Annotated in this window: 10 protein-coding genes and 3 tRNA genes; 12 read left to right on the top strand and 1 reads right to left on the bottom strand. The window is 58.6% G+C overall.

What is annotated here, in order from left to right:
* From AACX78_RS06560 to AACX78_RS06520, 9 genes are all read left to right on the top strand, one after another.
* Entirely contained in the window at positions 1–369 is a 369-nt protein-coding gene (locus AACX78_RS06560) for a response regulator (protein WP_021140510.1), read from the top strand.
* Positions 370–383: 14 nt separating this feature from the next.
* Positions 384–710 (top strand): STAS domain-containing protein, encoded by a 327-nt coding sequence (locus AACX78_RS06555; protein WP_159165715.1) that lies wholly within the window; start codon positions 384–386, stop codon positions 708–710.
* Between the two features lie 26 nt (positions 711–736).
* Complete coding sequence (locus AACX78_RS06550; protein WP_159165714.1) at positions 737–2,950, top strand: chemotaxis protein CheA; 2,214 nt, start codon at positions 737–739, stop codon at positions 2,948–2,950.
* A 15-nt stretch (positions 2,951–2,965) separates the two neighbouring features.
* On the top strand, positions 2,966–4,888 hold the full coding sequence (locus tag AACX78_RS06545; RefSeq protein WP_159165713.1) for a methyl-accepting chemotaxis protein: 1,923 nt from the start codon (positions 2,966–2,968) through the stop codon (positions 4,886–4,888).
* A gap of 12 nt (positions 4,889–4,900) precedes the next feature.
* On the top strand, positions 4,901–5,473 hold the full coding sequence (locus AACX78_RS06540; RefSeq protein WP_159165712.1) for a chemotaxis protein CheW: 573 nt from the start codon (positions 4,901–4,903) through the stop codon (positions 5,471–5,473).
* A 72-nt stretch (positions 5,474–5,545) separates the two neighbouring features.
* A complete protein-coding gene (locus tag AACX78_RS06535; protein ID WP_159165711.1) occupies positions 5,546–7,717 on the top strand; it encodes a methyl-accepting chemotaxis protein in 2,172 nt (723 codons plus the stop codon).
* A 61-nt stretch (positions 7,718–7,778) separates the two neighbouring features.
* Positions 7,779–8,582, top strand: a complete 804-nt coding sequence (locus tag AACX78_RS06530) for a CheR family methyltransferase (RefSeq protein WP_059169776.1) — start codon at positions 7,779–7,781, stop codon at positions 8,580–8,582.
* A 10-nt stretch (positions 8,583–8,592) separates the two neighbouring features.
* Positions 8,593–9,063 (top strand): chemoreceptor glutamine deamidase CheD, encoded by a 471-nt coding sequence (gene cheD, locus AACX78_RS06525; protein WP_005311846.1) that lies wholly within the window; start codon positions 8,593–8,595, stop codon positions 9,061–9,063.
* A 10-nt stretch (positions 9,064–9,073) separates the two neighbouring features.
* Complete coding sequence (locus AACX78_RS06520; protein ID WP_005311844.1) at positions 9,074–10,135, top strand: protein-glutamate methylesterase/protein-glutamine glutaminase; 1,062 nt, start codon at positions 9,074–9,076, stop codon at positions 10,133–10,135.
* Between the two features lie 53 nt (positions 10,136–10,188).
* Here the strand turns inward: AACX78_RS06520 and AACX78_RS06515 are convergent, their stop codons facing one another.
* Entirely contained in the window at positions 10,189–11,421 is a 1,233-nt protein-coding gene (locus AACX78_RS06515) for a cysteine desulfurase-like protein (RefSeq protein ID WP_159165710.1), read from the bottom strand.
* 345 nt (positions 11,422–11,766) lie between these two features.
* Here AACX78_RS06515 and AACX78_RS06510 point away from each other — a divergent pair.
* The 3 genes from AACX78_RS06510 to AACX78_RS06500 all read left to right on the top strand — a co-directional run bounded on the left by AACX78_RS06510 (position 11,767) and on the right by AACX78_RS06500 (position 12,104).
* Positions 11,767–11,851: transfer RNA gene (locus AACX78_RS06510), tRNA-Tyr, on the top strand.
* 39 nt (positions 11,852–11,890) lie between these two features.
* Positions 11,891–11,975: transfer RNA gene (locus AACX78_RS06505), tRNA-Tyr, on the top strand.
* A gap of 44 nt (positions 11,976–12,019) precedes the next feature.
* A tRNA-Tyr gene (locus AACX78_RS06500) sits at positions 12,020–12,104 on the top strand.
* Positions 12,105–12,160 lie beyond the last annotated feature (56 nt).

The following is a 12,160-nucleotide window of genomic DNA, read 5'->3' as shown; positions in this document are numbered from 1 at the left end:
ATGCCCAAAACAGTCCTGATCGTGGATGACTCGGCAACCATTCGCCAAGTGGTCGGCATGACACTCAAGGGAGCCGGATACGAGGTGATGGAAGCCTGCGATGGCAAGGATGCCCTCAGAAAACTCGACGGCAAGAAGATCAATCTCATCATCAGCGACGTCAACATGCCGAACATGGACGGCATCAGCTTCGTCAAGGAGGCCAAGAAACTGGCCAGCTACAAGTTCACCCCCGTCATCATGCTGACCACGGAATCCCAGGACAGCAAGAAGCAGGAAGGGCAAGCAGCCGGGGCCAAGGCCTGGGTCGTCAAGCCGTTCCAGCCAGACCAGATGCTGGCAGCCGTCGCCAAGCTCATCATGCCCTGAGCCTGGAGGCGACCATGCCGCTGCACATAGAGACGGGTGAGCAAAAGACCCTGGTCAAAGTATCAGGGGAGATGACCATCTATACCGCCGCCGAGCTCAAGCAGGCACTCACGCCCCTGCTCTACCGCCAGCAGGCGCTGGAGCTGGATCTTTCTGGGGTATCCGAGATGGATAGCGCCGGGCTGCAACTGCTGCTGGCCGCCAAGAAAACGATGCTGCAAGGGGGTTATCCGCTGCATCTGGTCATGCACAGCCATGCGGTGCTCGATGCGCTGGAGCTGTGCCAGCTGGCTGCTTTCTTTGGCGATCCCACCCTTATTCCCCACGCAGATCACGCCTAGGCAGTCCCAGTGACAAGGAGGCATTCGTGAGCATCAATCTTGATCAGGCCCTGCAAACCTATATAGCCGAGGCACGCGAACTGCTGGAAGAGATGGAGTCTTCCCTGCTGACCCTGGAAAACGACCCGGAGAACAGCGAGCTGATCGGTGCCATCTTTCGGGCGGCACATACCATCAAGGGCTCCGCTGGCCTGTTCGGCTTGCAGCCCATCGTCAGCTTTACCCACATAGTCGAGGATCTGCTCGATCAGGTGCGCAATCAGCAACTGGGGATCACGACTGCGCTCATCAAGGATCTGCTGGAGAGCCGGGATCATATCGAGCGGCTGGTCTATCTGGTTGCAGAGCTAGGGTCGGCGCCAGGGGACGATGAACTGGCGCAAGACGCTCAACTGAGGCTCAACCTGGCCAGGCATCAGACTGCCAGCCAGAGCCGGCTGCCGGAGCGCACTGCGTCAACCACCCCGGACCCGGTCAGCAAGGAGGAGGGGCACACCAGCGCCACTTCCCTCTGGCACATCTCCCTGCGCTTTGGCCCGGATGTTCTGCGTAACGGCATGGATCCCACCTCGTTTTTACGTTATCTCGGCACCATGGGTACCCTCTGCGCCATCGAAACCCTCCACGATGCCCTGCCCGACTGGGAACATTTTGATCCGGAAACCTGCTACCTCGGCTATGAGCTCGATGTCGATACCCAGGCCGACAAAAGCACCCTGAGCGATGTGTTTGAATTCGTGCGTGACGACTGCCGCATCACCATACTGCCCCCGCATAGCAAGATTGCTGAATACATAGACCTCATCAATGAATTGCCGGAAGACAACGACATGCTGGGGCAACTGCTGGTCAAGACAGGAGCGTTGACGGCAAGCGAACTGGCTCTGGGCCTGCAAACTCAGCATGACGACCAGCGAAAAGAGAACAGCAAGCTGGGAGAAATACTGGTCGCTCAGGGCGCAGTCGACGGAGTCGTGGTGGACGCGGCGCTCAAGAAACAGAACCAGAACAAGGAGAACAAAAACAAGGAGGGACGCTACGTTCGGGTGCACGCCGACAAACTGGATGAGCTGATCAATCTGGTCGGCGAGCTGGTGGTCGCCAGCTCGGGTGCCAGCCTGCTGGCACAGCGCTCGCGGGACAGCCAGCTGCAGGAGGCCAACTCCACCATCGCCATGCTGGTTGAAGAGATCCGGGACGGGGCCTTGCACCTGCGCATGGTGCCCATCGGCGACACCTTCAACCGCTTCCAGCGGGTCGTGCGGGATGTCAGTCACGAGCTGAACAAGGACATTGCGCTGGTCATCACGGGCGGAGATACCGAGCTCGACAAGTCAGTGGTGGAGAAGATTGGCGATCCCCTGATGCATCTGGTTCGCAACTCCATGGATCACGGCATAGAGTCGGCCGAGCAGCGCCTCGCGGCCGGCAAACCGGCAAGAGGCACCTTGACCCTCAACGCCTATCACGACTCCGGTAGCATCGTCATCGAGATCCTGGACGACGGTGCCGGACTCAACAAGGCAAGGATCCTGCAAAAGGCGCAGGAGCGAGGGCTGGTGGCCGCCGGCGCAACATTGACGGATCAGGAGATCTATCAGCTCATCTTCGAGGCAGGCTTCTCAACCGCCGAGGCCGTTACCAACCTCTCGGGCCGGGGCGTCGGGATGGACGTGGTCAAACGCAACATCACGGCCCTGCGCGGCAGCGTCGAGCTGGACAGCAAGCCGGGACAAGGCACCCGGGTTCAAATCAGACTGCCACTGACTTTGGCCATCATCGACGGCTTCCTGGTTCGAGTCAGCACCACCCATTACGTCATCCCGCTCGACATGGTGATCGAATGCGTGGAGCTGACCCAGAGTGCACTGGCTGACACCCAGGGACGCAACTACATCAATCTGCGTGGCGAGGTGCTGCCATTTGTCCGGCTTCAGCACTACTTCGACGTCGAGGGGGCAAGAGGACGCAGGGAAAACATCGTCGTCGTCAGTCACGGCGGCAAGAAGTCCGGGCTGGTGGTCGACGAGCTGCTGGGGGAGTTCCAGACCGTCATCAAGCCGCTCGGCAAGCTGTTTCAACGCCTGCAGGGGATCAGTGGCTCCACCATTTTGGGGGGGGGCGAGGTCGCCCTGATCCTGGACATCCCCTCCCTCATTCAACATGCCATCGATCAGGAGCTGGGTCAGCTGAGCCAGTACGCCATTCCTCGCATGCAAACCCAACCAAGAGCCAATTAACGCCAGGAGCCAGTCATGTTCAAAAACTCCACCATTAAAATGCGCCTCACCATCTTGCTCTGCCTGTTATGCGTGCTGCTGCTGGCGGTGGGCGGGCTGGGACTTTACAACATGCAGAGCAGCAATCAGGGCCTGCAGCGGGTGTATAACGACCGGGTGGTACCGCTCAAACAGTTGAAAACCATCTCCGACAATTACGCCGTCGCCATCATAGACAACGTCAACAAGGCCAATGCCGGTCTCATCAATGCGGAAAAGGCGCTGCAACATATCCAGCAAGCCCAGCAGCAGATCAAGCTGGAGTGGCAGCGCTACCAATCCACAGACCTGACCGACGCTGAACAGACACTGTCGGCGGAAGCCGGCAGCCTGTTCAGCGCGGCGGATCGCGATATCGCCCAGCTGGATCAATTTCTCTCAACCCAGAGCGGCATCATCACAGGTGCTCTCAATGAGTTTGACGGCAAGCTTTATGGCTCCATTGATCCCATCGGCAACAAGATAACCGAGCTGGTCAACCTGCAACTGGATGTCGCCAAATCCGAATATGAGCAGGCCCAATCCTGGTATGACACCATGCTGCTCACCATGATGGGGGTGATAACAGCAGGCATAGTGGCAGCGGCCTGGTTTGGCATCGTCCTCATCCGCAGCATCATTGCCCCCATCAATCAGGCGCTGCAGGTAGCCAACCACCTGGCAGAAGGCAATCTGGATGTCACCATCACCATTGGTGCCCATGATGAAGCAGGCCAACTGCTGATGGCCATGCAGAACATGGTCAACAAGCTGACCTCTCTCATCAATGACATTGAAACTCTGGTCACAGCGGCCGTCGAGAAGGGGGATTTCAGCTACAAGATAGCGCTGGACAACCGGCAGGGGTACATCAAGCGCCTGTCCGAGTTGCTGAACCAGTTGTCCAATGTTACCGACACCAGCCTCAAGGATGTGATGCGCATCGCCACCGCCCTGTCTCAGGGAGACCTGACCCAGAAAATTGAGCAACCCTACCCGGGCATTTTTGGTCAGACCAAGGATGGCCTCAACAGCACCATAGACGCCTTGACCGCCATTATCGAAGAGGTGCGCAACGCCGCCGACAACCTCACCAACGCCTCCAATCAGGTCAGTACCACGGCCCAATCCCTGAGCCAGGCCACCAGCGAACAGGCCGCAAGCGTCGAGGAGACCAGCGCCTCCATCGAACAGATGAGTGCCAGCATCAACCAGAATACCGACAACGCCAAGGTCACCGACAACATGGCGAGCGGCGCCGTGCTTGAGGCCACCGAAGGGGGTCGCTCGGTGCAGCAAACCGTGGCGGCGATGCAACAAATCGCCCGCAAGGTGAGCATCATCGATGACATCGCCTACCAGACCAATCTGCTGGCACTCAATGCCGCCATTGAGGCGGCACGGGCCGGTGAACACGGCAAGGGATTTGCCGTGGTGGCCGCCGAGGTGCGCAAACTGGCCGAACGCAGCCAGATAGCGGCGCAGGAGATAGGCGAGCTCTCTTCCAGCAGCGTCGATACCGCGGAAAAGGCGGGCAGCCTGCTCGACAAGATAGTGCCTTCCATCCGCAAGACATCCGATCTGGTGCAGGAGATCAATGCGGCATCCGGCGAACAGGCCAGCGCCGCCAACCAGATCAGCATGGCCATGAGTCAACTTAATCAGGTGACCCAGCAGAACGCGGCCAGCAGCGAAGAACTCGCCGCCACCGCCGAGGAGATGAGCTCCCAGGCCAACGAGCTGCAGCAAACCATGGATTTCTTCTCGCTGGCAAACCTGGCCAAGCCCTCAAAGCCGAGTGACAATTCGCACAGAGGCTCGGCCCCCAGAGGCAAGTTTGTCATGCCTGCCCAACACCCGCTGCACGGCAACACGGCGCCGCAACCCCTGGTTGACGAAGCCGACTTTGTCCGCTTTTAACCGGAGAGACCCATGAGCATGTCAACCGAAGTGGCCGCGCCCCCCAGCATACTGGCCCATGACAATCAGGGCGACGCCCAATACCTGACATTCCTGATCAATGGCGAGATGTTTGCCATCAATATTCTCGGGGTCAAAGAGATCATCGAGTACGGCAACATCACTCCTATCCCCATGATGCCAAGCTTCATCCGGGGCGTGATCAACCTCAGGGGAGCTGTGGTATCAGTGGTGGATCTCAACGCCCGCTTTGGCAACGCCCCCTCCAGCATCACTCGCCGCAGCTGCATCGTCATTATCGAAGGAATACATCCGGATGACTCGGAGCATGGCAATCAGGACATCGGCGTCGTGGTGGATTCGGTATCTGAGGTGCTGACCATTCCCTGCGACGAGATAGAGCCGCCCCCCAGCTTCGGGGCTCACATCCGGGCCGACTTCATCAGCGGCATGGGCAAGGTGAATGGCAAGTTCGTCATTCTCATCAATACCGAGAAGGTGCTCTCCATCGACGAAATGGCACAACTCAGCGAACTGACCCAGCAGCAGGAACGGCAGCTGGAGCACAGAGTGCAAACCCCTTGAGCAGGGTATTAAAAACAGCAAGGGTGACGCTCACACCACACAGCAATGGCATGTCGCACAAGGATAAGGCTCATGACTCAATCATTCTTTGGCAATCTCTTCGGCAACGGCAGCGCGCATGCCTTGCTGCAAACAGAACTGACCCAGCTGATAGGCGCCACACGCACCCTGCAGCAAGGGATAGCGCAGGGTGACCTGCCAGCCCAGCTTGAACTGGGCACACTCAGCGGCCCACTGCGAGAGCTCTGTCAGGAGTTCAATGCCGTGATCACGCTGCTCGGGCAGCGACTCAGCAGCAGCCTCACTACCATCAGTGACAATCAGGCACTCTATGACGAGAACCTGCGAGTACGCAAGGCGCTGGATGGCGCCTCGACCAATGTGATGATCGCCGATAACAACCTCGACATCGTCTACATGAATGAAGCCGTGCTCGCCATGCTGGGGCAGGCGGAATCCGACATCCGCAAGGATCTGCCCAACTTCGACACCAGACAACTGATGGGCAAGAACATAGATACCTTTCACAAGGATCCGTCCCACCAGCGCAGCATGCTGGCCAAGCTGGACAAGACCTACCGCGCACAGATCTCGGTCGGTGGCCGCATCTTCTCCCTCATTGCCAACCCTGTCTTCAACGACAGCGGGGAGCGGCTCGGTTCAGTGGTGGAGTGGGCCGACCGGACCAAGGAAATCGCCATCGAAAACGAGGTGAAAGCGGCAAACACAGCGGCCAAGCTCGCCGCCGCCGAAAGCCTGCGGGTCAAGAAGGCGCTCGATGGTGCCACTACCAACGTGATGATTGCCGACAAAGACCTCAACATCATCTACATGAACGAGTCTGTCAGGGCAATGCTGAGCGAGGCCGAATCAGACATTAAAAAAGAGCTCTACAGCTTCAACTCCGCCACCCTGATGGGTGCCAACATCGACAGCTTCCACAAAAATCCCGGCCATCAACGCAGCATGCTGGCCAAGCTGAACAACACCTACCAAACCCAGATACTGCTCGGCGGGCGCACCTTCTCCCTCATCGCCAACCCTGTGTTTGGCGACGATGGCGAGCGGTTGGGATCCGTGGTCGAGTGGTCGGATCGCACCAAAGAGGTCGCTATCGAGCGGGAAATGTCGGAGATAGTGCAGGCAGTGATCAAGGGCGAGCTGCACCGCCGCATGGATCTGACCGGCAAGAGCGGCTTCTTCCAGACACTGGGGGAAGGTATCAATCACATTGCCGAGGTAATAGACACCAGCCTCAACGACGTCATCAGGGTAGTGCAATGCCTGGCCAGGGGCGATCTGACCCAGACGATCGAGGCCGACTATCCTGGTGTGTTCGGCACCACCAAGGACTCCCTCAATCAGACCATAGTCTCGCTGACCAACATAGTCACAGAGGTAAGGGGGGCTTCTGACAACCTGTCCAGCGCCTCTGAGCAAGTCAGCGCCACCGCCCAATCCATCAGCCAGTCGAGCAGCGAGCAGGCATCCAGCATGGAGCAGACCAGCGCCTCCATAGAGCAGATGAGTGCCAGCATCAACCAGAACACAGACAACGCCCAGATCACGGATGGCATGGCCAGCAAGGCCGCCAAAGAGGCGATGGAAGGGGGTGAAGCGGTCAAGCTCACGGTCGATGCCATGAAGCAGATCGCCAAGCGGATCGGCATCATAGATGACATCGCGTACCAGACCAATCTGCTGGCCCTCAACGCCGCCATCGAGGCGGCGCGGGCGGGAGATCATGGCAAAGGCTTTGCGGTGGTTGCCGCCGAGGTACGAAAGCTGGCGGAGCGCAGTCAGGTAGCCGCCCAGGAGATAGGCGAGCTGGCGTCCAGCAGCGTCGACATGGCGGAGAAAGCGGGTCGCCTGCTCGACCAGATGGTGCCCTCCATCAACAAGACCTCGGATCTGGTGCAGGAGATCAGCGCCGCCTCCGCCGAACAATCCACCGGCGTCAGCCAGATCAACATCGCCATGAATCAGTTAAGCCAAGTGACCCAGCAAAATGCTTCCTGCAGCGAGGAGCTGGCCGCCACCGCAGAGGAGATGAGCAGCCAGGCCGAGCAACTGCAACTAGCCATGGAGTTCTTCACCCTGGAGCAACACAAAAGCGGCGCGAGTCAGAAAGCCGCGCCCCCCCGTGCTGCTACGCGAGGACGATTCATGACTGACGGCAATGGGCAGGATGGATTCGGCGCCTCCCCTCGCCCCCGCAACGATGGGGATTTTGTCCGGTTTTAATCGAAGGGTCGGGTGAGCATGGCTCCCCCGACCCGACCCTATCACCACAGGGAGTCCGACCGTGTATCAGACCCAGTTGCATGATGATGAATTTACGCAGTTTCAACGCTGGATCCACCAGACGGCGGGCATTGATCTGTCACCGGCCAAAAAAGCCCTGGTCGCCAGCCGGCTGTCAAAACGGCTCTGTCACTATGAGCTGGAGAGCTATGGGGACTATTTCAGCCTGATCATGAACCAGAGGGGGGCAGAGCTGCAGGTCGCGCTGGATCTGCTCACCACCAACGAGACCTACTTTTTCCGAGAGCCAAAGCACTTCGAGTTTCTCAGCGAGAAGGTACTGGCACGACTGCCAAAAGAGAGGGGGGTGAGAGTCTGGAGCGCGGCCAGCTCATCGGGCGAAGAGCCTTACAGCCTGGCCATGACCCTGGCCGAGACATTGAGCCAGGGCAATTGGGAAGTCATCGCCTCGGATATTTCGACCAGGGTGCTGGAACAGGCGAGAGCGGGGCAATATCCCATGGAGCGAGCCCACAATATTCCGCTCTCCTTCCTGATGAAGTACTGCCTGAAGGGCGTAGGCTTTCAGGAAGGCACCTTCATCATCGATCGCAAGCTCAGGGACAAGGTACAGTTTCGTCACATCAATCTGAATCAGGAACTGCCCGACATCGGCATGTTCGACATTATTCTGATCCGCAATGTGATGATCTATTTCAACCGTGATACCAAGGGACAAGTGCTGCAGCGTCTGGTGCCGCGCTTGAAGAAGGGGGGCTACCTCATCGTCAGCCATGCGGAAAGCCTGAACGGCCTGCCCCACGGCTTGCAACTGGTGTCGCCGTCCATCTATCTGAAACCATAAGGGTTTCAGAATGAAAGAGATCATGCTGCAACCAGGAGAGTTCTTTTTTGGCCAGGATGACACCATCATTCGCACCCATCTGGGCTCCTGTGTCGCCATTACCATGTGGCATCCGGAGCAGAAACGGGGTGGCATGTGCCACTACATGCTGCCAAGCCGGGCTCGCAGCGATGACCCACTGGATGGCCGCTATGCCGATGAAGCAATCCAGTTATTTATCAATGAAATAAGCAAGTACCCCGCCCCCATTCACGACTATGAGGTCAAACTGTTCGGCGGCGGCAACATGTTTATCGAACAGCAGACACTCACCACCATGAATGTGGCCATCAAGAACATCAAGGCAGCCTGGCAACTGACGCAGCACCTGGGCCTGACCATCAAGGCCCATCATCTCGGACATGCAGGACACAGAAGCCTGATCTTTGAACTGGCCAGCGGCAATGTCTGGGTTCGTCATCATCGGCTGCCACATCGTTAAGGGAACGGGAATGAAACAGATCAAGGTCATGCTGGTGGACGACTCCGCCGTGGTCAGGCAGGTGTTACAGGCCATTCTCGAACAGGAGCCGGATATCAAGGTGATAGCCACCGCCTCGGATCCGCTGTTTGCACTGGAAAAACTGAAAAAAGAGTGGCCCGACGTGATAGTGCTGGACGTGGAGATGCCACGCATGGATGGCATCACCTTCCTCACCAAGATCATGGCCGAACACCCTACCCCGGTAGTCATCTGCTCGTCCCTGACAGAGAAAGGCGCGGAAACCACGCTGCAGGCCATGGCCGCCGGAGCGGTGGACATCATCACCAAGCCCACGGTCGGCCTCAAAAGCTTCTTGCAGGAGTCGGCACAAGCCTTGGCCATGGCGGTGCGCGCAGCCGCCCAGGCCAATGTCAAACGGCTGGGCAAGGCGCCCCCGTTAATCGTGGCGGCCAAACTCAGCGCCGATGCCATCATGCCGCCAGCCAGCCAGCATGCCATGGCCCAAACCACGGAGCGGATCGTGGCGATCGGTACCTCTACCGGCGGTACCCAGGCACTTGAAGCCGTGCTGACGAACCTGCCGCGGGTCTGTCCCGGCATCGTCATAGTGCAGCACATGCCGGAGAAGTTCACCGCCTCCTTTGCCGAGCGGCTCAACAACCTGTGCCAAATCGAGGTAAGAGAGGCCAAAAGCAACGACAGGGTCATTCCGGGTCTGGCACTCATAGCCCCCGGCGGCAAGCACATGCTGCTCAAGCGCAGCGGCGCCTATTATCACGTCGATGTCATGGATGGCCCCCTCATCAACCGCCATCGCCCCTCGGTGGACGTACTGTTTCGCTCGGTCGCCAAGTTTGCCGGCGGCAATGCCACCGGCATAATAATGACGGGCATGGGAGATGACGGCGCTCGCGGGTTACGGGAAATGCTGGAGGCGGGGGCCAACACCTTCGCCCAGGATGAGGCGTCCTGCGTGGTGTTCGGCATGCCCAAGGAGGCCATCAAGCTCGGGGCCGCCCGCCACATACTGCCGCTGCAGGATATTCACCACGCCATAGTGGGTCGATAAAGCGCGCGTTCAATCACTTGCGAGCTGTGCCCGGCCTGCCGGGCACAGCTGTTTCAAGCGGGCATGTCGTCGAGCAGGGCAAACAGCCGGTCGATCTCGGCCGACGTGTTGTAGTGCATGCAACCTATCCGCAAGACCCCCTCGCTCACCCCCAACTGTTCCACCAGCGCCAGCGCATAGAAGTGGCCGGCCCAGCTACAGACCTGATGCTGACCGAGAAATTCCGCCATCTCGACCGGCGTATGGCGGTTCGAGGTGAGGGCGAAGGTGGGGGTGCGCCCCTTGCTGTCGTTGATGCCATGCAGGGTAAACCAGGGACGCTCGGCCAGCTTGGCCAGCAGATGGGCGCTGAGCTGTTGCTCATGGGCATGGCTGCGGGCAAATGCCAGATCGAGACGGGCCTCCAGATCATGTTCGGCCGCATCCAGCCCGGAGAGGGAGGCCAGATACCCTATGGTAGCCTCGACCCCGGCCAGTGCTTCCCAGCTCTGGGTGCCGGTTTCCCACTTGCCGGGCGCCACATTCTTCGCAGGCTCCACCTTGTAAGGGGTGAAATGCTCCAGATGGCGGTGCTTGCCATACAGGATACCAAGGTGCGGACCGAAGAACTTGTAGGCGGAGCAGCCGAGAAAGTCACAATCCCAGGCCTGCACGTCGATGCGCTCGTGAGGGGCAAAATGAACAGCGTCCACATAGAGCAGCGCCCCGACCCCGTGCACGGCATCGGCGATGCGAGGGATATCGACCAGAGTGCCAGTCGTATTGGAAGCCGCCGTCACCGCGACCAGCCGGGTCTTGGGGCCCAGCAGGCTGAACAGATGCCCGTAGTCGAGCCCGCCGTTCGCCACATCCACCCTCACCTGATGCACCACAACGCCGCGATCAGCCGCCGCCTGCTGCCAGCTCGACACATTGGAGTAGTGATCCAGCCCGCTGACGATGATTTCGTCCCCCGCCTGCCACTCACGTGACAGAGCACGGCTGACCGCAAACGTCAGTGTGGTGAAGTTGGCGCCAAAGACGATCTCCTCAGCTCTGTCCGCCCCAAGCAGGGTCGCCACTGCCTCTCTGGCTCGCTGTGCCTGCTGCTCCGTGGCTCGGGCCGAGAAAAAAGGCCCCCCCAGATTGGCGTTGAAGTGGCCGAGATAGTCAGTCATGGCGCTGAGCACTGAGTGAGGCACCTGGGCGCCGCCCGGGCCGTCGAAGAAGATGGGGGTCTTGCCATCAACCAGTTGATTGAGGGCGGGAAACTGGCCGCGCAACACGGCAATATCGAGAGGCTGCATAGAAGAGTCCACAGTCCATGTTAACAGTTGAATAACATGGTGAGAGTAAAATGGCGCAGCAGCAATGTCCATCCATGAACCGGTCAGCCATCACAGTTACATGATGAGGCCATATTTTCAGTATAAAATGCTGGCAAGCTCTCCATGGCATGCTTCTCCATCAAGGCTGGGACGCGCGGGCGACTCGCCGCTTTCATGCCGGTAATCAGCGTAGAAGTCGTTGATAAGGATGAAAAATGAGCGAAAGATATCAAAAAATGACCGACTCGCACTTTTTTGTCGCCAGATATCACCAGAAGGGGTTCACAAAGCTGCCGGATCTGATAGTATGCGCCTCGCACTTGGGGAGGGGTTCCCGAGCGGCCAAAGGGATCAGACTGTAAATCTGACGGCTCTGCCTTCGAAGGTTCGAATCCTTCTCCCTCCACCATTCAAGTGCAAATGTAGTGACAATCAGGAAATACCCCGTGGAGGGGTTCCCGAGCGGCCAAAGGGATCAGACTGTAAATCTGACGGCTCTGCCTTCGAAGGTTCGAATCCTTCTCCCTCCACCATTTTCCCGATTGCAATGGCTGAATAACCTATGCTTTACCCCTGTGGAGGGGTTCCCGAGCGGCCAAAGGGATCAGACTGTAAATCTGACGGCTCTGCCTTCGAAGGTTCGAATCCTTCTCCCTCCACCATCATTTAGAAGACCCGGCCTGGTGCCGGGTTTTTGCTTTTTAAAATTGCATCCATT

This window comes from Aeromonas sp. 9A (assembly GCF_963900955.1).
Taxonomy (GTDB): domain Bacteria; phylum Pseudomonadota; class Gammaproteobacteria; order Enterobacterales; family Aeromonadaceae; genus Aeromonas; species Aeromonas salmonicida.
The sequence above is the reverse complement of the archived record's forward strand: the minus strand, read 5'-3'. Positions and strand labels throughout refer to the sequence as shown.

What these genes read in the sequence shown, in the direction of transcription:
- AACX78_RS06520 (WP_005311844.1), top strand. Translation starts at nt 9,074, where the DNA reads ATGAAACAGATCAAGGTCATGCTGGTGGACGACTCCGCCGTGGTCAGG.
- AACX78_RS06535 (WP_159165711.1), top strand. Translation starts at nt 5,546, where the DNA reads ATGACTCAATCATTCTTTGGCAATCTCTTCGGCAACGGCAGCGCGCAT.
- AACX78_RS06545 (WP_159165713.1), top strand. Translation starts at nt 2,966, where the DNA reads ATGTTCAAAAACTCCACCATTAAAATGCGCCTCACCATCTTGCTCTGC.
- cheD (WP_005311846.1), top strand. Translation starts at nt 8,593, where the DNA reads ATGAAAGAGATCATGCTGCAACCAGGAGAGTTCTTTTTTGGCCAGGAT.
- AACX78_RS06560 (WP_021140510.1), top strand. Translation starts at nt 1, where the DNA reads ATGCCCAAAACAGTCCTGATCGTGGATGACTCGGCAACCATTCGCCAA.
- AACX78_RS06540 (WP_159165712.1), top strand. Translation starts at nt 4,901, where the DNA reads ATGAGCATGTCAACCGAAGTGGCCGCGCCCCCCAGCATACTGGCCCAT.
- AACX78_RS06555 (WP_159165715.1), top strand. Translation starts at nt 384, where the DNA reads ATGCCGCTGCACATAGAGACGGGTGAGCAAAAGACCCTGGTCAAAGTA.
- AACX78_RS06515 (WP_159165710.1), bottom strand. Translation starts at nt 11,421, where the DNA reads ATGCAGCCTCTCGATATTGCCGTGTTGCGCGGCCAGTTTCCCGCCCTC.